This is a genomic window from Chloracidobacterium sp. (assembly GCA_025057975.1).
Classification (GTDB): Bacteria; Acidobacteriota; Blastocatellia; order Chloracidobacteriales; family Chloracidobacteriaceae; genus Chloracidobacterium.
In genome coordinates this window covers 1-20225 of sequence record JANWUV010000006.1, presented here as the reverse complement: position 1 = coordinate 20225, position 20225 = coordinate 1, and the positions used below count along the sequence as shown (strand labels likewise).

Sequence of the window (20225 nt, the reverse complement as noted above, 5' to 3'; positions counted from 1 at the left end):
CTGCGAAATCTGCGGATGAAGAGTGAAGGAACGCCCCTGCGGTTGAAAGCGGCGGGAGTATCGTAAGGGCGAGTTGCCGCCGTCATCCCGTGCGCCCGACAACGCAACCCCCGATGCCCGACACCCGCCTCGCCAACCCTCACGACCTCTTCTTTAAGGACCTTCTCGCCCGCCCCGGCGTCGCGGCGGACTTCCTTGCCCACTACCTGCCCGCGGAAGTCCTCGCCCATCTCGATGTCTCACAGCCCGAAACCGTCCCCGGCTCTTTCGTGGACGAAGACCTCCGCGAACACCTCTCCGATGTCCTCTTCCGCGTCCGCGACCGGGGCGGCGACGAAGCGTTCGTCTATGTCCTGCTCGAACACAAAAGCACGCCGTGGCCGTGGACGCCGCTCCAAATCGGACGCTATGTCTTCGCTATCTGGGAGCAAGCGCGCCGCGCCGGCGGCGCGCGACTGCCGGTTGTCCTGCCGGTCGTCTTCTACCACGGCAAGGCGTGCTGGAACGTCGCCGAAGATGTCGCGGGACTCGTCGCCCATCGGGATGAGCCGACGCTGCGGGCGTGGACGCCTTCGTGCCGCTACTGGTTGTGCGACCTGTCGCCATACAGCGCCGAAGACCTCAAGGGCGGGTTGCTGTTGCGGGTTGGGTTGTCCGTCCTGCGGTACGTGTTTTCAGAGGATTTGCCGGAGCGGTTGCGGGAGATTTTCCGGCTGATGGCGTTGCTGGAGCGGCAGAGCGTGACGGAATACCTGGGGACAGTGCTAAGGTATTTGGCGGCGACGGAGACGCCGTTGCGATGGCAAACGGTCAAGGCCGTGTTCAAAGAAACCATAGCGGAACAAGCGGAGGAACTGATGACAGCGCCGTTTGTGATGGAGATTCTGCAAGAAGGGATTGAGCAAGGGATTGAGCAGGGGATTGAGCGAGGGATTGAGCGAGGCGAGCGACTTCTGGTGTTGCGCCTGCTGCGGCGGCGGTTTGGGGCGCTCGCGCCCGAAACCGAGGCGGCGATTGAAGCTCTGCCGTTGGAACGCCTAGAAGCCTTGGGTGACGCTCTGCTCGACTTCCAGACGCCCGATGACCTCCGCGCCTGGCTGAACGCCTCTGCTGCGTCGTAGAGCATACACTCTGCGCGCCCTTCCCACGCTCCACGGCTTCGCCCGCCGCCACAGGGCGAGGGCGCTTCGAAGCCGTCCAGCACGGAATGCTGCACTCCTAATAGAGCGGCGTCCAGCCGCCGCGCTCCAAGTGGCGGGTTACCGCTACACTCAGGCGGAAAGTGCGCTAGAACGGCTGCGCGCCAGCTCGCCGAGGATAAGTCGTTTATGCCAAGCTTGTCCGGCGCGTGATAGCGTTGGACGACTTGCCTGCCGAACGACCCAACATCCTCAGCTCGTGGGGAAGACATCATGATGCGTAACTTGATGCCGGCCGCTCTCGGTCTCGCCATCCTTGGACACGTCGGACTCACTCAGGAAACCGCGCTGCCGCGCCGGAAACCGGCCGCGCTGGCGAGCGGCGGAGCACAAAGCGGCGCACCAGCGAAGCCAACAAAGCCGCCGGCCGCTAAACCCGCTTCACCAAGCCAGACGCCGCCTGACCCCAACGCGCCGAAACCGAAACCAAAACCGCTGCCCGAAACATTGCGCGGCTACCTGCGCCAAATCAAAGGCGTTCGGCTGGAGCGCCCGGACAAGGACCCGAACACGATTGTGAGCCGCTACACGGCGACCTCCGGTGAAACCTTTGACATCGTAGTGATTTATGCGCCGCGCAAGAAGATGGTCGGCCTGTATTCGTACGCCTTTGGGAACGTTGCACAGGCGACGGACGCCGACGAGCTGCGGGCGCTTCTGCTCAACGCCAACGAGGCGATGGCGTTCGGCAGCTTCTTCGTGGACAAGGAGCAGGACATCGGGCTGAAGTGGTCGCTGCGGACGGAAACGCCGATCACCTTTGAGACCTTCCAGACGGTCTATCTGGGGTTGGCGGCGGCGGCGAAGGAATACGCGCCGCAGATTGCCCGCCGCATGAAGCGCAACGCCGACGACGAGGCGCCGCCTCGCAACGACACTCGCGACAACACGCGCGACAGTGCGCAAGACAACCGCGACGCCGTTCGCACCGCCCCCGCCAAAGTGACGCGCGAACGGCGGGTAAGCAATCCCCAGCAGTGATCACGCTGGCACTGGCGAAAGGCCGCTTGCAAGAGGCGACGCTTGCTCGGCTGGCGGCGGCAGGAATATCAGTCGGCTCAGATCAACTCGATAGTCGGCGGCTTGTACTGGAGGACGCAGCAGGCGAGTATCGGTTTTTGCTAGTCAAGCCCAGTGACGTACCGATTTACGTCGAGCATGGCGTTGCGCAGGCTGGTGTATGTGGGCGAGATGTCTTGCTCGAACATGAGCCGGATGTCTATGAGCCGCTAGATTTAGCGTTTGGTTTCTGCCGGCTGGCGGTCGCTGGTCGGCCGGAGGCCGCGTGGCCGGCGGCGAATCGCCTGTCCAAATTGCGGGTGGCGACCAAGTATCCGCGCGTCACGCAAAAGCACTTCCAACGCCGTGCGACGCCGGTGGACATCATCCCGCTGACGGGTTCGGTTGAGCTGGCTCCGGTGTTGGGTCTTGCCGACTGCATCGTGGATATTGTCGAAACCGGCCGGACGCTGGCTGAAAACGGGTTGGCGATTCTGGAAGTGATTGCCCCAATCAGCGCCCGGTGCATTGTTAATCGGGCAGCGTTCCACCTTGAACGCGCCCGCCTGACACGGCTTTTGGAACGACTTGCGCCACTGACCATCTCCCCAGGGTAGGATGCAAGCGCCAGCTCTCGGGACGACAGCCTCTTGTGCGGCCTGCAGCGGCCGCTTCCAACCGCCTTGCTGTGCTTTTCCCTGCCCCGCCCTAATTGCTCAAGGTTGCGGCCGTTCCGCATAATGCCCCATCGTTGGTTCACCTCTTTGCTCAATGCTCAACGCCGATGACGTTTGACCTTAAGAAAACCGTCAACCTGCCCTCGAAGGACATGCCGATGAAGGGCAACCTTGCCCAAACCGAACCACAGCGCCTCAAGCGCTGGCTAGAAGCAGACGTGTATGGCGCGCTGCGTGCGGCGCGCGCTTGTCGCCCGAAATTTCGCCTGCACGATGGCCCGCCCTACGCCAACGGCCGCATCCACATGGGGACAGCCTTCAACAAGATTCTCAAGGACTTCATTGTGAAGTCACGCAGCATGCTCGGTTTTGACGCCGCCTACATCCCCGGCTATGACTGCCACGGACTACCGATCGAAACTAAGGTCGTCAAGGAACTGGAAGGCAAGCTGGCGGCGAAGGGCGTCGCGCTAACGCCCATCATCATCCGCCGTGAAGCCCGCGCCTTCGCCAAACGACACATCACACAGATGAACCACGATTTCCAGCGGCTGGGCGTCTTGGGCGATTGGGCGAACGCCTACCAAACGATGAGCTATGACTATGAAGCCGACATTTTGCGGACGCTAGCCGCCTTCGTCCGGCAGGGGAGCGTCTATCGCGGCTTGCGTCCCGTACACTGGTCCATCGGCGCACAGTCGGCACTAGCCGAAGCCGAACTTGAATACAAGGATGTCGTAGATCCGTCGGTCTATGTCGCGTTTCCATTGGCGACCGACCCGGCGGCCATTGCGCCGGAATTGTCTGGGCGCGAGGTCGCTATCATCATCTGGACGACCACGCCGTGGACGTTGCCTGCCAACCTTGGTGTCAGCTTTGGGCCGGATTTCGATTACGTCGCTGTCGAAGCGCCCGCCGCCAACGGCCAAGGACGGCCAAGAACCTATATTGTCGCCGCAAAGCTCCTGCCGCAATTGGCGCAGAAATTCGGCTGGACGGACGCCCGTCCGCTGGCGACGTTCAAGGGTTCGATCCTTGACGGCAAGGCGGCTCGGCATCCATGGCTTGACCGGGAATCAAAGCTCATGGTTGGCGACCATGTGACGCTCGACGCCGGGACGGGCGCTGTTCACACCGCCCCTGGCCACGGGATGGAGGATTTCCTCATCGGCAAGAAATACGGCCTTGAGCCGTACTGTCCGGTGGATCAGCGCGGCGTCTATACCGACGAGGTGGCGTACTTCGCCGGCAAACAGGTCTTCGACGCTAACCCGGATATCATCAAGCTACTGCGCGAACGCGGCGAACTCATCTTCGCTGAAGACTACAAGCACAGCTATCCGCATTGCTGGCGCACCAAAACCCCGACGATTTTTCGCGCCACGCCGCAGTGGTTCATCTCGATGGACGCCGCCGGTTTGCGGCGACGGGCGCTGGAGGCGATTGCGAACGTCCGCTGGCTGCCGCCGTGGGGCGAAGAGCGCATGCGCAACATGTTCGTCAATCGCGGCGATTGGTGCATTTCGCGGCAGCGGGCCTGGGGCGTTCCCATCGCCGCCGTGCGCTGTACGTCCTGCGGGACGGTACACGCCACGGCCGAGTTTATGGAGCGGGTGGCGGATATCTTCGACCGCGAAGGCGCGGACGCCTGGTATGTGCGCCCTGTGACAGACTTTCTCCCGCCGGATTTCACCTGCGGCAACTGCGGCGCGAAAGACGTCGAAAAGGAAATGGACATCCTCGATGTCTGGCTTGATTCAGGCGTTAGTTGGCGCATTATGGAGCGCGCCGGACTGGCGACCGCCGATGAACCGGCGGCGGATGTGTACATCGAGGGTTCCGACCAATATCGCGGTTGGTTCAACTCGTCGCTGGTGGTGAGCTTGGGGCTGCGGGGACACGCGCCGTACCACACTGTTATTACGCACGGCTACGTCCTCGATAAAGACCGCGAAAAAATGTCGAAGAGCCTCGGCAACGTTATTGAGCCGCAGGCGCTCATTGAGTCCGGCGGCGCTGACCTGTTGCGGCTGTGGACGGCGAGCGTGGACTACACCGACGACGTCCCCATTTCCGAGGAGATTCTGGCGCGGATTGGCGACGCCTACCGCAAGATTCGGAACACGCTGTGCTACCTCGTCAACAACCTTTCGGATTTTGACCCGGAGGCCGATACTGTCCCCTACGCCGAACTGTTTGAGATCGACCGTTGGGCGCTGGTGGAAACCAATGAACTGACGCGGCGCGTCCGCGCAGCCTACGAACAGTATGCGTTTCAGTCGGTCTATACGGCGCTGCTGAACTTCTGTACGACACAGCTATCCAGCCTTTACTTTGATGTCCTCAAGGATCGGCTGTACACCTATCCTCCGAAGTCGCATGAGCGGCGGGCGGCGCAGACGGCGCTGTACGAGATTGCGAGTTCACTGATTCGTCTGCTCGCCCCGATTCTGGCGTTTACGGCGGATGAAGCCTGGGAAAAGCTCACGCGCGGGCAGGCTGGGTCAGTCCACTTGGCGGAGTTTCCACCGTACGATGCAGCGCGCGCCGAGCCCGAACTGCGAAAACGGTGGGAAACGCTGCTCGGCGTCCGCTCGGTAGTGCTCAAAGAGCTTGAGCAGGAACGGGCGGCCGGGCGGATCGGGTCGGCGCTGGAGGCGCAGGTGATGTTGCGGGCTGGCGGGCGGCATTATCCGGTTCTCGCCGACTACGGTGCGGAGGCGCTGTCGTTTTTGTTCATCGTGTCGCAGGTGACGCTGGAACGCGCTGAGGGCGATGAGTTGACAGTGCAGGTACAGCGCGCAGCGGGCGTCAAGTGCGAACGGTGCTGGCACTACGAAACCACAGTCGGTGAAGACCCACTGTTTCCGACGATTTGCCGGCGGTGCGTCCGCAACGTCCGCGCCGGGTGGTATGCGGGCTAGGCGCTTCCGAAACGATGTAGCAGGCGGTCCCGCCCTTTGGAGTGCGGCGGCGCTCCGCCGCACTCTACATTCAGGTTAGGCTACCGCTCGCAAGCACGCAGAAAGCGAGCTTGCCGACAAAGGGATGGAGCGCCGTTTGGCTGATTGACGGTGCGCGTACTGTTTTACCGCCGAATCCCACCTTCCGTCAGAGCGCGAGGGTCAAGGAGGCGATCCAGTTCCTCACCGGAGAGGCTGGTCATTTCAGCGGCGACTTCCTTGACGGTTCGATCTTCGGCGTAGGCGCGCTTGGCGATCTTTGCGCCAAGTTCGTAGCCAATCACCGGATTGAGCGCCGTGACCAGAATCGGGTTGCGCCCGACCTGCGCCGCCAGGCGTTCTTCGTTGACGGTGAAGGTGGCGATCGCTTTGTCCGCCAGCAGACGCGCGGCGTTGGCCAAGAGCATCAGACTTTGCAGAATGTTGTAGGCAATCACCGGCAACATAACATTGAGTTGGAAGTTACCGGACTGCCCGGCAACCGTGATGGTCGTATCGTTGCCGATGACTTGCGCGCAAACCATCGCCGTCGCTTCCGGGATGACCGGATTGACCTTGCCGGGCATGATGCTGGAGCCGGGCTGGAGGTCTTGAAGCCGAATTTCGGCAAGCCCGGCATGCGGGCCGCTGTTCATCCAGCGCAGGTCGTTGGCGATTTTCATCAAGCTGACGGCTACGGTTTTGAGTTGTCCGCTCAACTCCACCACGGCGTCCTGTGCGCTGAGCGATTCAAAGAAACTGTCATTTGGACGAAAGGGCAACCCGGTGCGTTCGGCCAGTAGGGCGGCGAAGCGGGCGGCGAATTCTGGGTGGGCGTTGATGCCTGTCCCAACGGCCGTACCGCCCTGAGCCAGCTTAGCCAAGCGCGGCAGCGCGCTCTCAACGCGTTCAATGCCGTGCGCGATCTGCCAAGCCCAGCCGGTCATTTCTTGCGCCAGCGTAATCGGCATGGCGTCCATCAGGTGCGTCCGTCCGGTTTTGACGACATGCGCCACGCTTGCGGCCTTCGTCGTAATGGTGGCCTGCAAATGGCGCAGGGCGGGAAGCAAATCGTGAACAGTGGCCAGATAGGCGCTGACGTGAATGGCCGTTGGAATGGTGTCATTGCTACTCTGGCCCATGTTGACGTGGTCGTTAGGGTGAACGCGCGTCCCCAGCCGTTCACTGGCCAGCGTAGCAATGACCTCGTTGGCGTTCATGTTCGTACTTGTGCCGGAGCCGGTTTGAAAAATGTCGAGCGGGAAGTCGTTGTCATAGCGCCCGGCGGCCACGTCCAGCGCTGCCTCGGCAATTGCTTCTGCCATGTTGGGCGCTAGTAAACCCAGGGCGCAGTTGGCCTTGGCGGCTGCCCACTTCACCAGCGCCAGCGCCTCAATAAATCGCCGTGGAAAACGAAGACCGCTAATGGGAAAGTTTTCGACGGCGCGTTGGGTTTGCGCGCCGTACCGCGCCTGCGCCGGAACGCGCACTTCTCCCATACTGTCACGTTCAATGCGAAACTGCTCGTCGGTCACAGTGAGACTCCTTGTCCAAAAAGTTATCCAACATACAGAGCCGCCAGTATGCGCGCGCACGTCGGACGCTTTCAATCTGCAAGCCAGCACTGGAGCACGACCGACCGAAGCGGTATTCGCAAAAGCAAGCTGAGGCTCTCGTTGGCTGACGCTTTTGTCGAGTTTCCTTCAGTTCAAGGAGGCTTCGACGCAAGCAAGGGCGAGGCGCGACCACATAGGCATAGCAGTTCCCAGCGTGGAGGCCGCCTCATAAAAAGTAACGCCTACCCAATCGGTAGGCGTTGAAGCGGATCTGACTAGTAGCGGCGTCCGGGATCGAACCGGAGACCTACGGGTTATGAATCCGTCGCTCTAACCAGCTGAGCTACGCCGCCACATGGATGGGTAGTTGCTTACTCATGCTAACAGCCTAAGCTGAAGGCGCTAGGCGCAGGGGGAGATTGGCGTAAACGACGGTGAATTGCAAGGCCCAACGGCAAGCCGCACCTTGACATTGGAAGGGATGGTTCCTAGCCTGTCCTAACACACCGGGTTTACATGCTCAGGGCGGCGCATTCAACGGCGGCGCAGAGTGGCCGCCGACGTCGCCGGTCCCAACTCAGGGGAAAACCAACGCTTCTAGGCAGGTTCGGAAGAGTTGGCGCAAGGGGATACAGCGCCTGCCGGTGAAACCTATGCCCGAACGAATTCTCATCGCGGCGGACGACAAGCTTTTGGGAGCAATGGTTAGCGCATTGCTCACCAGCAGCGGTTATGAAGTCGAAATGGTGGATACCGGCAGCGCTGCGCGAGTGCGCCTGGAAGCGCACCCATTTGACGCGCTGATTCTCGACATTGCGCTGCGTAACCAAAACTGCCTTGAGCTGACCCAGTGGGTGCGTAGCCAAACGAATCTGCGCAACCTACCGGTGATCATTTTGAGTCCGACGGCGACGCGCGACGATGATGTGCCGTCGGCGCTGCATGCGGGTGCGGACGAGGTCCTAGCGACGCCGTTCCGCCATCAAGAGCTCATTTTGAAGCTGCGACGCATGCTCGAACGGCAACGCTGGGCTATCGAACGGCAGCAGTTGGTGGCAAATCTGTCGGCGATAGCGGACGGTATCGAGCAATTTATTCGTCCGACCGGCGAACAGCTCTCGCTTGATTTCTCAGAAGGGGCCGACCCTGAAGAACAGGCTAAGTGGCGGGAGCTTATGGCTTCTCTCAGCGCCGCCATTCAATCCCTTCAGGCGGCTTCCGGCAGCGAAGAGACAAAAATCCTGCGGCGCGCGCTGGAGCAGATTGCCGGCGCTCTGAAACGCGCCGGGCGGTACGTCCAAGTTCGGACACAGGCGCAGGCGCTGCGCGACGCCAACGAAAAACTGCGTGAATTAGAAAGGCTGCGCGCCGAGTTCACCAACGCTATCGTACACGACATTCGGTCGCCCTTGGGCACGATCGTTTCTACGATGGAATTGATTGAACAGGAACTAAATGCGCCCCGCCCAATGCGATCAGACATTCTACCGTTGGTGACGGGCGCACGAAACATTGCCGTCAAGCTCATCGCCTTGGTTTCCGAGCTGCTCGATTTCTCGAAGCTCGAAGCCGGCAAAATGAAGCTGTCGCTTGAAAAACTGGAAGTTGCTAAGCTTATCGAGCAGGTCGGCGAAGAGTTTGAACCGGCCGCCCGACGCAAGGCCATCAAGTTTAGCTACGGCTGCGAGGAACATCTTCCCCCGATCATTGGCGACGCCAACAAACTGCACCGAGCGCTGTCAAACCTAATGTCAAACGCCTTGAAGTTCACCCCGGAAGGGGGACAGATCTGGCTTGAGGCGCGGTTGATGGAAGGCACGCAGGTGGACGCTGGCGTACCGTATGTTGTCTTCAACGTCGTGGATTCGGGCGAGGGCATTCCGGCGCAAGACTTGCCATACGTCTTTGACGCCTACTATCAGGCGGCGAACCGCAACAAGGACTTAGGCACGGGACTGGGGTTGGCCATTGTTAAGCGGATTGCCGCCGCCCACGGCGGCAATGTTGCGGTGCGTAGTCAGGTCGGCGTTGGTACGGCGTTTTCTATCATCCTACCACTTACGCCGCCGGTAGAAGAACAGCCGCCCACGCCACCGCCGGTGTTGTCAGCAGCTGCGCCAGCGGTTGTCACGGATTTGTCGGATGTGTTGGCGACACCGACCGAAGGCGCCAATCCCCTGCTTTCGCCGTCCGACCAGCGTTAGGCGATCTTCAATGCCCGGCGGTGCAGATGACACCTTATGGCTGTCTTCGAAACGGTTGGTTTGATTGTTAAACCACACCTGACCAACATTACGCCATACTTGACCGAGCTAACTGAACGGCTCACAGCACGTGGCTGCCGCGTGGTTGGCGAAGCTGCAGCGGCTCACCTTCTGCCTCCGTCAGTCGCCGTTCTCTCTGCGACCGAACTGGCGGCGCAGGCCGACTTAGTCATTGTCATCGGCGGCGACGGAACGATGATCTACGCCGCGCGTTTGCTGGGCGAGCGCGATGTTCCCGTCCTTGGCGTCAACTATGGCTACCTTGGCTATTTGACCGAGTACACACCGGAAACGGCCTACGCGGCGTTGGAGCGCGTCTTTGCGGGCGATCTCCGCGTGGATGTCCGCATGAAGCTGGAAGCAACTGTTGAGCGCGGTGGCGAACCGTTGTTGACGGCGCAGGCCGTCAATGACTGCGTCATCACCAAGAGCATGCTGGCGCGCCTCATCCCGATTGAATGTTGGATTGGCGGGCAGTTTGTTTCAACATTCCACGCCGACGGCCTCATCATTGCCACTCCGACCGGCTCAACAGCCTATTCGCTTTCGGCTGGAGGACCAATCGTGCATCCGGCGATGCAGGCGATTGTCATCACGCCGATTTGTCCGCACACCCTAACAAACCGCCCGCTGGTCGTTCCCGATACAAGCGAGATTGAGCTGCGTCTAAGCACGGAACGTGGTCCTTTCAACGTCGAGGATGTGTTCCTAACCTTTGACGGACAAACCGGATGCGCCGTCGAGCCAGAAGATCGCGTTCTGATTCGCAAGAGCGCCTCCGTCCTCAAGCTTATTGAACCGGCCGACAAGGATTACTTCCAGCTGCTGCGCGACAAACTCAAATGGGGCAACACGTGACGCGCACGGTCGGCGACTTGATTTTTTCGGCCGTCCGTGAAAATTCACCCAAAGCAACTTAGCCAGGTTCACCCAGATAACAACCCCGGCAATGTTCGCCGGGCGTTTGGTGGCGCAACAATGGCGCTCCCCGATCTACTTCCTCGACATTCACCAACTTCCGATTCGTCGCCAGACGTTTGTCCGGTTTGCTACGGCACTGGGTTTGAGTATGACCCGGTTGGGAGGCGCTCACGGCGATGCACAAAGTGTCGTGGCGGCGTTGAAAACCTTATCGAACGGGCGCGTATTCCGGCGCGTTATCGGGACAGCAGCTTCGACAACTTCCGCGTCAATCCCGGCGGCGAACCGCAGCAATCCCTTGTCACTGCACACTTGGCGTGCCGTCGCTACGTCAAGGACTATCCGGCGGAACGCGGTCTTGGGCTACTTTTCCTTGGACCCTGCGGCGTCGGCAAAACCCATCTGGCGGTAGCGACAGCCAATGCGCTGATGAGAACCAAGCGCGTGCCGTGTCTGTTTTACGACTTCCGCGACCTACTCAAGGCGATTCAGGAAACCTATAACCCACAAACGCAGACAACCGAATATGCGGTACTGCGTCCGGTCTATGAGGTTGACGTATTGGTTTTGGACGAACTGGGAGCGGGCAAGGCGACCGAGTGGGTGCGCGACACCATCACGCACATTCTCAACACGCGCTACAACGAGCAGAAAGCGACCATTATTACGTCGAACTACCTCGATCAGCCGACCGAACGCTACGACGAGACGCTGGAAGACCGCATCGGCGTCCGACTCCGCTCCCGACTCTATGAGATGTGCAAAACCATCTACATGTCCGGCGACGACTACCGGCAGACCTACCTAAGCAAGCGACTGTTTATCCAGTCGTGACGCCGACGGCGGCATAAGACCGGCTTTAGCAGCGCGATAGTCGGCGTAGTCGCCTGGGCGTCGGCGATCGCAAGGGCGGAGACTTGCCCGGTCTCTGCCTTGCCTGAAAGAAGCAGGCGCGCAAGCCTGTCAGCCTGCGCGCCCCACGACGGCAGTCGGGATGACAACGTGCGGCCATTGCCTACTTTGCCAGCGCGGCCTTCACCGCCGGCTCCAGCGCCTCACCGCGTATATTGACGGCTGCAATCTTGCCGTCGCGCCCTACCAGCACCGTGAAAGGAATCGCCTTGACGCCGTAGCGCTGGGCGATAGGCGTTTCCCAGCCTTGCCCGTCGCAGATATGCCGCCACGTCATTTTGTTCTTCTTGATGAAGGCGGGAACGCCAGCCTGCGTGTCTTCGTCGTCTAGGGAAATGCTCAACACTTCAAAGCCCTGCGCCTTGTATTTCTCATAAACGGCTCGTAGGGTCGGGATTTCGGCAACGCACGGGCCGCACCATGTCGCCCAGAAGTCAATCAACAGCACGCGCCCTTTGTAGTCGTCCAGCGACACTGGCTTGCCATCCATGTCCTTCGCTCTAAAAGCAAAGGGTGACGCCCCTGGCCTAAGCGCTCGGTCGTATTTGCCGGGCGGCGCAGGAATCTCAAACCGCTCGGCGTTGGCCGGCGGCGTAAAGGCGACATCGGCGTCCGTCGCCGTCGGCTCAAACGCCGTGACGACTTCCGTAAACCGCAATGGCACACTGCGCCCCGGACGCACTTCACTCTGCACTGCTTTGAGCCAGTTCCGTTCATGATCAACTGTGAAAGTGATGCGCCCATCCGGATTCATCAGATTGAAGGTGACGGTCGTGATTGGTTTGTCCGGGACACGTTCAACGGCCACATCCACCGTGTTTCTCGCCAGCGTCTCGGCTGGATTCGATCCCGACCACACATCCAGCGCGAAATACAGACCACGCAATTCAGCCAGCCCACAGAGCTTTTCAATCGTCAACTCTTCCTCATCCGGTATGGGATGCTGCACATATCGCTTGGCGTCTTTGGTCGAGTAGGTAAACAGACCGTCGGCGTTGTAGAACCCGCGCCACTCGCCGTCGGCGGTTTTGATTGTCACGGCCATGCGCGTTTTGTCCTTGACGCATACCGCAATCTCCGCGTTAGGGATACTAAAAACAGACGAACCGAGTTGCAGGGTGGCGCGGTAGGACGCCAAGCCCTTGTGTGTTTCAGCAACTTTAGCCAGGAGTTTTTTGGCTTCTTCTGCGACCTTGTCTTGGTCATTCAGCAGTGACATGGCGTGGGCGACTGTCGCTTCACACCACATCAAACACATCATTGCGCAGACGACTGTTAAGGCGGTTCGTGAGAGGGGCGGGCGCACGACAGGTACGCGCACTGGAAGCGATGCGGCGACAGACGACATCAACATACAAAACTCCCTGAAGTGGAGGAGGGTTGAGGCAATGCCAGCGGCGGTGCCGGCGTGGACTATCGTGCTGTGAGCGCGGCGCGGACACGGGCTTCGATGGCAGGGCCGCGCACATTGACCGCAACAATCTTCCCATCACGCCCAACCAGGATCGTTAGGGGGATGGCCCGCACCCCATACCGGCGCACAATCGGCGCTTGCCACCCGCGACCGTCGCAAATGTGCCGCCAGTTCATTCGGTACTGCCGAATGAACGCCGGAACAGCCTGCCGGGTCTCGTCGCTGTCAAGTGAAATGCTGAGCACATCGAAACCATCCGCGCGATACTTCTCATAGACACGCGTCAGGTACGGAAGTTCCGCCCGGCAAGGCGGGCACCACGTCGCCCAGAAATCAATCAGCAGCACCTTCCCACGATAATCGCTGAGGGTGACTGGGCGTCCATCCAGCGCTATCGCTTGGATGGGAAATGGTTCTGCGCCAGGCCGCAACGCCGGGTCGTAGTTTACTCGTTGAGCGACCGCCACGCCGTCGAGTGACAGCACCGCCGACATTATGAAAATCAATGTAAGACAGGCTCGTTTGGTCATAGGGTGGGCTTTCCTTTCAGACGTATGGTGCTTGTGCGGGGTTTACTTGACGCCTCCGGTAACCATGTCACTTCAGCGAGTCGGCGGCGATGCTGCGCTCAATCAACTTTTCCAAACTGCGGCCGGGATTGACGCCGACCTCAATAATCTTGCCGTCGCGCCCAATGAGTATCAGAAACGGCAGCCCCTTCACCCGATAGCGCTCGGCAATCGGCGTTCCGTCCTCAGTTCGGGTGTGCAAAATGTTACGCCAAGCAACGTTGTGCTTTTTGAGCGCCGCCCTGACCTTTTCCACTTCGGTTTCCTCATCGCAAGCGACACCTAGCACGACAAACCCCTGCGTCCCGAACTTTTCCTCCAGGGCTGTCATGAAAGGAAACTTAGCGATGCAGGGACCGCACCACGTTGCCCAGAAGTTGAGCAAGACAACCTTACCCTGGTAATCCTTGAGCGACACCGCCTTACCTTCCATATCGGTCGCCTCAATCGGCAGCGGGTCGCCGCCTTTTTTGAGCGCCGGGTGGTACAACGGCTCCGGCGCAGGCAACTCGATGCGTCTGGCGTCGGCGGGCGGCGTCAGCGCCAAATCGTCGTCATGGACATCGGGACTGAAGTCCGTGACGGTCTCCGTGATGACCACCGGCTGCGGCCCGTAGTTGAAGGTGCGGCGGAATGACGCCAACCGATACGACGCGCGATCAAACGTACACGTCATCTGAAACGTATCCGACGAGCCGTACACCTTCGTGATTTGAATTGTCGTTTGCTTGCCGTCGGCATCGTTTGTGATTTGCACCTCTCGAATGGCTTGGTTCTCATTTTCGTTCTCAAGTGGATTCCACTCGCCCCACAGGGACAGCACTTGTGGCACGGAAATGACGCCGCCGTTTGCAACGACGAAGCAGTTGGTCAGCGAAGGCTTTTCATTGACGGGCTGGACGACGTACTTGCCTTGATTTTTCGTTGAGAACAGCAGCAGGCGACCACCGGCGTACGCAATGTGACTTTTCCCTTCATCAGTCTCAATGTGCATCAGAAGACACTCGCCCTTGGCGCGTACCTTGATAACAGCGTTCGGCTGGCCGAGAATGTTCGTTGTCATGGTCACGGTCGCGCGATAGGCAGGCAGCGCCTGATGCGCGGCGATGACGGCGTCAAAAAGCTTGGCGGCTTCCGCCTTGCGCGCTTCCAGCGTTCGAAGCGCGTTGGCCGGTGACTCCTGCGCGAAGGCCCCGATGTCGGCGACGACGCCTGTGGCACACAGCCAGCCGATAATGAAAAAACTAATGCGCCAAGCAAAGAATACACGCCTCATGTAAGGTGGTCTCCTCGTTGTGTAGTCAAGCGGATGGCGAGTGGGCCTTGAAGGCTTGGGGTAAGAAACGAAGGATATCAGAAGCGACCAGCGCTCGTTCGCCCAGTGACGCATTGGCCAAATCGCCGGCTTGACCGTGCAGATAGACGGCTGCCAACGTCGCTTCCAACGGCATGTGAGGGGTTTGCGCCAGCAGACCGGCGAGGATGCCGGTCAGTACGTCGCCGCTACCGCCGGTCGCCATGCCCGCGTTGCCGGTCGGATTGATGTAGATGTCGCCGTCCGGCGTGGCGACAAGCGAGTAGTAGCCCTTGAGGACGACAAACAGATGGTAGGTCGTCGCCAACCGCCGCGCCGCGCCGATCCGGTCAACCAGAATGTCGTTGACGGAGGTTCCCAGCAACCGCGCCATTTCGCCGGGATGCGGCGTCAGGATGAGGGGACGCTCCGGCGTACCGTGTCCGGCCTGCCAAGGCGACAGACAGTTGAGCGCGTCGGCGTCCAGCACCGTGGGCGCTCGCCCTTCCTTGACGATCCCCTGCACAAGGCGACGGGTCGCCGCCTCTGTACCAAGGCCAGGGCCGACAGCGCATACCGTGTGTTGGTTGGCGGCTGTCAACGCGGCGCGCAGGCCCTCCTCCGTCAGTTGTCCGTTTCCATCGTCCGGCAGAGCGAGCGTCATGGCCTCCGGCAGACACTGGCTGACCAACAACGCCTGCGCATTCGCCGGGCAAGCGATGGTAAGCAAACCGGCTCCAGCCCGCAGAACCCCCTCCCCGGCCAACGCCGCCGCCCCCGTCTTGCCGCGTGATCCGGCGATGAGCAAGACGTGTCCGACATGGCCTTTATGCGCGTCAGGCAACCGGCGGGTACGGTTGAGGTACTGCCCAACCCCCTCCTCCGTGACGCAGAACAGCGTTGCTCGGTGGGCCTGGGTGGCTCGCACCAAACTTGCCGGTGAGCCAATGTTGACAACGTGCAGTTTGCCATTAGCGTGTCCAGCCGGCGGCAGGACATTGGCGATTTTGGGCGCGGTGAACGTCACTGTTAGGTCAGCAACGACATGGACGCCGACCGGATGCGGCGAATCCGCCGCCAGCCCCGACGGCAAGTCCAGTGAACAAACCGGGACATACTGACGGGCGCTGTTGAGGTATTCGACGACCTTGACGAACATTCCTTCCAGGCCGCGTGCCAGGCCCGTTCCAAACAGAGCGTCAACGTGGAGATTGAAACGCGACGAACTGTTAGCCAGGAGCGCAGCGAACTCCATTTCGCTCTGCACTTCAACCAGTCGAATGCGGGACGACGCCTGTGCTAGTTGCGCCACGATGTCGAAATTGACACGTGCATCGCCACGCGCCGTTTCGCGTTTTCCGAAGAGCAACACCTCGACCTGCGCGCCGCGCATCCAGAGTTGTCGCGCCACGGCTGCGCCGTCGCCGCCGTTGTTGCCCTTGCCGCAGAAGATTCTTACGCGTCGCTGCTGAACTGGCCCAAAGTGCTGTTCGATGGCCAGCGCCGCTCCGACGGCGGCGTTTTCCATCAGAAGCAAACTTGGAAGGCCGAACTGCTCGCTCGTGACGCGATCCACATCGGCCATGTGAGCTGCGGATAAAATCGGCTGCACGATGACGTTCCTGCTGGGGAGATGGATGTCAATCCCGCAACGCGGCGGCGATCTCGCGCGCAATAGCTCTAGCGCGTTCCAGTTCTTCCGGCGGCAGCGATACGGCCCCGACCACGGCGTGGCCGCCGCCGCCGTAGCGTTCACACAAACTGGCAATGTTGTGGTTGCGGGGACGACCGCTCCATGGGTTGTACCCAACCGAAACCTTCGAACGGTACGTTCCGCGACTAACGCTGACGCTGTAGCGCGCCTGTGGATACAGCCAGTAGGCGATGAACTTGTTATAGCCCTCAATGTCGTGGTGAGTCAGATCAAAAAACACCACGCCGTCCTGACACTCACCAACTTCACGGAAGATTTCAATGGCGCGCTCATGACGCGCCCGGATCGGCGCAAACGCCGACTGCACCTGGGGGTCGGCGGCGACCTCGGCTAGCGTTTTTTCTTGGAGCGTGCGGACGATAAATTGCCGCAGCTTGTGATCCTTCGAGCCTTCCAGCACAAGCGTCAACTGCATGGCCGGAGCCGCCAAGTTGACGGCCGTTTCGGCGTCAGGGTACTGCGCGCCGTCAACAATGTCGGCCCAGTGGATGAGTTCAGCCAACTCCGGTAGTTCAACGCCGAAACGCTCGCGGGCGACATCCGCGATGAGCTTCGTACAGGACTTGTACGTGGGGTCGAAAAACTTTTTCCCACTGGTGTCTGCGCGAAACAGCGCTTCATCCACAGCCGTCAAGAAGGCGCTTTGGTGATGATCAAACCACCATGTGACTTTTTCGCTGGGATGAAACTTGAAATCGAGAATAGCATGTTCGTCGGCGTCGAAATGGATTTCGCCAAAGCTCCCGCCCGGACGATGCATCAAACCGGTGTAGGAAAACTGCGCCTGTGGGTCAAAGGCGCGCCGGTAAAAGCAGGCAAACACGGCCGCCGAACAAGCGCCATCGAAGCAGTGGTCGTGATAGAAAATCTTGACTTTCATGGCGGCAGACCACCTACACTCGACCAGATGCGCGCCGACGGTTTTGGTCACAACGCGCGATATTCACCCGAAGCTTCAACGTAGGCAACGCCCGTCACCCGTTTTAGGGCGGCGAGTCGTTCGCGGGGAATGGAGCCGGTGATTTGGCCCAGTGTCTTCAACCGACGTTGCACCGTCAATCCGGCCGCTTCAAGCGCGGCCACCGCCTCATCCAGGCGTTCACGATGACTTTCCGCTAAACCAACGACAACGGTGACTAGGGACGAGTTAGACATCAAGACAACCCCCGTATTCGGTGAAAAGTGGAACACGGCTCGCTTGCTAGAGCAACCTCATCATGCCGCAAGTCGGCGGTTTCAGTGATGGGGTTCTGGAGCGTCTCGAAGGCGGAGTTAACCGGCGCGACTTGCCGAAGTGTTCGGTGACCGGCACAATCGCCGTTTCGCCGTTTTTTAGCGCAATCAGCGCAAGTCTTGACCGGGCGACGTTCGCGCCATGCTGTTCCGCTTCGAAGACGTACACAAAAGCTACGGCGGTCACGACATCTTGCGTGGGGTGACCTGTCAGGTCAACGCTGGTGAAAAAATCGGCCTTGTCGGCCGCAACGGTGCTGGCAAGTCCACGATGTTTCGCTTGCTGTGCGGTCTTGATCAGCCTGACCGTGGGCGGATTGTTCGCATGAACAACCTATCATTTGGCCTGCTCGAACAACACCCGCACTTCCCGCCGGATGTGACGACGCTTGAGGCGGCCTTGAGTGTCTTCGCTGAGCTTCAGGCAATGGAGCGCGAGATGCGCCGGCTTGAACACAACATGGCCGAACAGGGCGGCGATCCCGACCGGCTGGCGCAAACGCTGGAACGCTACAGCGAACTGCAACATCGCTTTGAAGCGCGCGGCGGTTTTACCTACCCGGCTCGCACGGAGGAGGTGTTGCTAGGTCTTGGTTTCACCAAGGATGACTTTTCCAAGCCGGCGGCTCGGTTGAGCGGCGGCCAACAGGGACGGCTGCATTTGGGCATGCTGCTTTTGCGGCAGCCGGACATTCTGCTGCTTGACGAGCCGACAAATCACCTCGATCTGCGCGCCATTGAGTGGCTGGAGGAGTTTTTGCTCGGTTACGAGGCGGCGTATGTCGTCATCTCGCACGACCGCTTCTTTCTTGATCGCGTCACGACGCGCACCATTGAACTCGACCGGGGAAAAGCGCTGTCGTACGAGGGTGGCTTTACGGAGTACGTCGCCAAACGCGACGCGCTGCGTGAGATTCAGCAGCGGCACTACGAAAGGCAGCAGGCGGAGATTGCGCGGCAGGAGGAGTTCATCCGCCGCAACATCGCCGGACAGAAAACCAAACAGGCCAAGTCACGGCGCAACCTCTTAGCGCGGATGGAGCGGCTTGAAGCCGCAACGGTTGACGCCCCGCAGGGTGACTTTACGATGAAGCATGTCCCGCGTTCGGGCGAGTGGGTGCTGACGCTGAAAGACCTGCGCGTGGGCTACAACGGCCGGGTGGTGGCAGGGCCGTTCAACTTGGTTGTGCGACGGGGTGAAAAGCTAGGCATTGTTGGGCCGAACGGCGCGGGGAAGACGACGTTGCTCAAGACACTGCTGGGGGTATTGCCGCCGGTAACAGGCGAAGTGCGCTGGGGCAGTGGCGTCAAAATGGCTTATTACGACCAGCGGCTTGAGTCGCTGACGCTCGCCAACTCGGTTTTTGCAGAACTCCAGAGCGTCAACCCTTCAGCAACGGAGTTTGAGCTGCGGTCGTTTCTGGCACGGTTTTTGTTCACCGGCGACGACGTGTTCAAGCGCATCAAGGCGCTTTCCGGTGGGGAACGCGGGCGGCTGGCGTTGGCGAAGCTCATTTACAGTCGGTCGAATACACTCATCCTCGACGAACCGACCAACCACCTTGACATTCCCTCGTGCGAAGCCTTGGAAATGGCGCTAGTTCGCTATCCGGGAACGTGCCTTATCGTGTCACATGACCGCTACTTTCTCGACAATGTAGCGACACGGTTGCTTTGGTTGGAGCCTGGCGGTAGCCGTGACTTTGACGGCAGTTACAGTGAGCTATGGGAGCTTCGTCAGGCGGAGCAACGTGAGGCGGCTCGGCGAACAAAGACAACCGAGCCGTCACCCACGTTGTCTGCGCCTCCACAGACGCGCTCGACAGTGGAAGCGTCCACAAAGCCAAAGAAAAAGAGCCAGGGTAAGATTCGCCCGGTGGAAACGATTGAGTCAGAAATTGCTTGCGTCGAGGCTGATCTAGCCGAAGTTACAGCGGCGATGGCGACGCCGGCCATTGCCGCCGACCCGGCGCGTTATGTTGAGTATCACCAACGGTATGAGCGCTTGACGCAGCAACTTGAGGCGCTTTACGCCGAATGGGAAGCGACGGTTGCAGCCGAGTAGCGTAATTGCCAATCGAGTACTTCCGAGGAGACACAGCGCCATAGGTTTAGGCGTGGTGGTCAGTGAGCGTCGGCGACCGGCACTGTTTCCGGCGACTTACGTAACGGGCGACAGTGAAGCCTCCCCTTCAGCGGGCGTCGCCAGCTTGCTACCCTGACGACACCAAGCGTACGCGCCAGCTGTACCTTCGTCTGCCGTTGTGCCATCAACACCTTCATCTGCTCATCCCAGCCGCTCAGGAGACAACCAATGACGACGCCCGCCCCACACCCAACCCACTCGCCGTCGCCCACGCCTCCACCACCTCACCTCCCCGCCCGCCGCGTCCTCACCATGGACGACCTCCCCAGCGAGTTTGAGGACGAAGAAGCCTTGCCCAGCGAGTTCCACCTCCTGTTCGCCCTGCTCCTGTACGAAACCTTCCGCCCCACAACCGTCCCCCCTGACCACTACTTCTGTGCCATTG

At 60.2% G+C, this 20225-nt stretch carries 16 protein-coding genes and 1 tRNA gene; 9 read left to right on the top strand and 8 right to left on the bottom strand.

Translation table 11 applies throughout. From position 1 onward, the window contains the following. The first annotated feature begins 113 nt into the window (after positions 1-113). From NZ585_06525 to ileS, 4 genes are all read left to right on the top strand, one after another. Positions 114-1121: an Rpn family recombination-promoting nuclease/putative transposase gene (locus NZ585_06525; protein MCS7079687.1), complete on the top strand. Its 1008-nt coding sequence runs from the start codon at positions 114-116 to the stop codon at positions 1119-1121. Positions 1122-1412: 291 nt separating this feature from the next. Further along, positions 1413-2180 carry a YbjN domain-containing protein gene (locus tag NZ585_06520; GenBank protein ID MCS7079686.1) on the top strand — a complete coding sequence of 256 codons (768 nt, stop codon included), beginning with the start codon at positions 1413-1415 and terminating at the stop codon, positions 2178-2180. Beyond that, positions 2177-2815 carry an ATP phosphoribosyltransferase gene (hisG, locus tag NZ585_06515; protein MCS7079685.1) on the top strand — a complete coding sequence of 213 codons (639 nt, stop codon included), beginning with the start codon at positions 2177-2179 and terminating at the stop codon, positions 2813-2815. The genes NZ585_06520 and hisG overlap by 4 nt, the downstream gene beginning before the upstream one ends. 167 nt (positions 2816-2982) lie before the next feature. Further along, the gene (gene ileS / locus NZ585_06510; protein MCS7079684.1) at positions 2983-5799 is read left to right on the top strand and encodes an isoleucine--tRNA ligase; all 2817 of its coding nucleotides are present in this window, start codon (positions 2983-2985) and stop codon (positions 5797-5799) included. Positions 5800-5963: 164 nt separating this feature from the next. Here ileS and NZ585_06505 read toward each other — a convergent pair whose 3' ends face one another. Both NZ585_06505 and NZ585_06500 read right to left on the bottom strand, forming a co-directional pair. Further along, a complete protein-coding gene (locus tag NZ585_06505) occupies positions 5964-7352 on the bottom strand; it encodes a class II fumarate hydratase (protein MCS7079683.1) in 1389 nt (462 codons plus the stop codon). A 300-nt stretch (positions 7353-7652) separates the two neighbouring features. Next, a tRNA-Met gene (locus NZ585_06500) sits at positions 7653-7726 on the bottom strand. Between the two features lie 300 nt (positions 7727-8026). Between NZ585_06500 and NZ585_06495 the strand changes: the two genes are divergently transcribed. Genes NZ585_06495 through NZ585_06485 form a run of 3 tightly spaced genes read left to right on the top strand, consistent with a single transcriptional unit; the run spans position 8027 to position 11392 of the window. Beyond that, the gene (locus tag NZ585_06495; GenBank protein ID MCS7079682.1) at positions 8027-9577 is read left to right on the top strand and encodes an ATP-binding protein; all 1551 of its coding nucleotides are present in this window, start codon (positions 8027-8029) and stop codon (positions 9575-9577) included. A 36-nt stretch (positions 9578-9613) separates the two neighbouring features. Then, positions 9614-10495 (top strand): NAD(+)/NADH kinase, encoded by an 882-nt coding sequence (locus NZ585_06490; GenBank protein MCS7079681.1) that lies wholly within the window; start codon positions 9614-9616, stop codon positions 10493-10495. 36 nt (positions 10496-10531) lie between these two features. Continuing rightward, positions 10532-11392: an ATP-binding protein gene (locus tag NZ585_06485; GenBank protein ID MCS7079680.1), complete on the top strand. Its 861-nt coding sequence runs from the start codon at positions 10532-10534 to the stop codon at positions 11390-11392. A gap of 181 nt (positions 11393-11573) precedes the next feature. On the opposite strand, the gene NZ585_06480 is transcribed toward NZ585_06485, so the two are convergent. From NZ585_06480 to NZ585_06455, 6 genes are all read right to left on the bottom strand, one after another. Then, positions 11574-12824, bottom strand: a complete 1251-nt coding sequence (locus NZ585_06480) for a TlpA family protein disulfide reductase (GenBank protein MCS7079679.1) — start codon at positions 12822-12824, stop codon at positions 11574-11576. A 59-nt stretch (positions 12825-12883) separates the two neighbouring features. Then, entirely contained in the window at positions 12884-13414 is a 531-nt protein-coding gene (locus NZ585_06475; GenBank protein ID MCS7079678.1) for a TlpA family protein disulfide reductase, read from the bottom strand. A 67-nt stretch (positions 13415-13481) separates the two neighbouring features. Beyond that, entirely contained in the window at positions 13482-14729 is a 1248-nt protein-coding gene (locus NZ585_06470) for a TlpA family protein disulfide reductase (GenBank protein MCS7079677.1), read from the bottom strand. 25 nt (positions 14730-14754) lie between these two features. Then, on the bottom strand, positions 14755-16359 hold the full coding sequence (locus NZ585_06465; protein MCS7079676.1) for an NAD(P)H-hydrate dehydratase: 1605 nt from the start codon (positions 16357-16359) through the stop codon (positions 14755-14757). A gap of 28 nt (positions 16360-16387) precedes the next feature. After that, complete coding sequence (locus NZ585_06460; GenBank protein ID MCS7079675.1) at positions 16388-17341, bottom strand: phosphoesterase; 954 nt, start codon at positions 17339-17341, stop codon at positions 16388-16390. Between the two features lie 47 nt (positions 17342-17388). Continuing rightward, the gene (locus NZ585_06455; protein ID MCS7079674.1) at positions 17389-17616 is read right to left on the bottom strand and encodes a hypothetical protein; all 228 of its coding nucleotides are present in this window, start codon (positions 17614-17616) and stop codon (positions 17389-17391) included. Positions 17617-17836: 220 nt separating this feature from the next. Between NZ585_06455 and NZ585_06450 the strand changes: the two genes are divergently transcribed. Beyond that, positions 17837-19759, top strand: a complete 1923-nt coding sequence (locus NZ585_06450; protein ID MCS7079673.1) for an ABC-F family ATP-binding cassette domain-containing protein — start codon at positions 17837-17839, stop codon at positions 19757-19759. A gap of 249 nt (positions 19760-20008) precedes the next feature. After that, positions 20009-20225: Uma2 family endonuclease (locus NZ585_06445; protein MCS7079672.1), on the top strand; the 217-nt coding region annotated here is incomplete at its 3' end.

What these genes read in the sequence shown, in the direction of transcription:
- NZ585_06525 (MCS7079687.1), top strand. Translation starts at nt 114, where the DNA reads ATGCCCGACACCCGCCTCGCCAACCCTCACGACCTCTTCTTTAAGGAC.
- NZ585_06520 (MCS7079686.1), top strand. Translation starts at nt 1,413, where the DNA reads ATGATGCGTAACTTGATGCCGGCCGCTCTCGGTCTCGCCATCCTTGGA.
- ileS (MCS7079684.1), top strand. Translation starts at nt 2,983, where the DNA reads ATGACGTTTGACCTTAAGAAAACCGTCAACCTGCCCTCGAAGGACATG.
- NZ585_06495 (MCS7079682.1), top strand. Translation starts at nt 8,027, where the DNA reads ATGCCCGAACGAATTCTCATCGCGGCGGACGACAAGCTTTTGGGAGCA.
- NZ585_06490 (MCS7079681.1), top strand. Translation starts at nt 9,614, where the DNA reads ATGGCTGTCTTCGAAACGGTTGGTTTGATTGTTAAACCACACCTGACC.
- NZ585_06480 (MCS7079679.1), bottom strand. Translation starts at nt 12,824, where the DNA reads ATGTTGATGTCGTCTGTCGCCGCATCGCTTCCAGTGCGCGTACCTGTC.
- NZ585_06475 (MCS7079678.1), bottom strand. Translation starts at nt 13,414, where the DNA reads ATGACCAAACGAGCCTGTCTTACATTGATTTTCATAATGTCGGCGGTG.
- NZ585_06470 (MCS7079677.1), bottom strand. Translation starts at nt 14,729, where the DNA reads ATGAGGCGTGTATTCTTTGCTTGGCGCATTAGTTTTTTCATTATCGGC.
- NZ585_06460 (MCS7079675.1), bottom strand. Translation starts at nt 17,341, where the DNA reads ATGAAAGTCAAGATTTTCTATCACGACCACTGCTTCGATGGCGCTTGT.
- NZ585_06455 (MCS7079674.1), bottom strand. Translation starts at nt 17,616, where the DNA reads ATGTCTAACTCGTCCCTAGTCACCGTTGTCGTTGGTTTAGCGGAAAGT.
- NZ585_06450 (MCS7079673.1), top strand. Translation starts at nt 17,837, where the DNA reads ATGCTGTTCCGCTTCGAAGACGTACACAAAAGCTACGGCGGTCACGAC.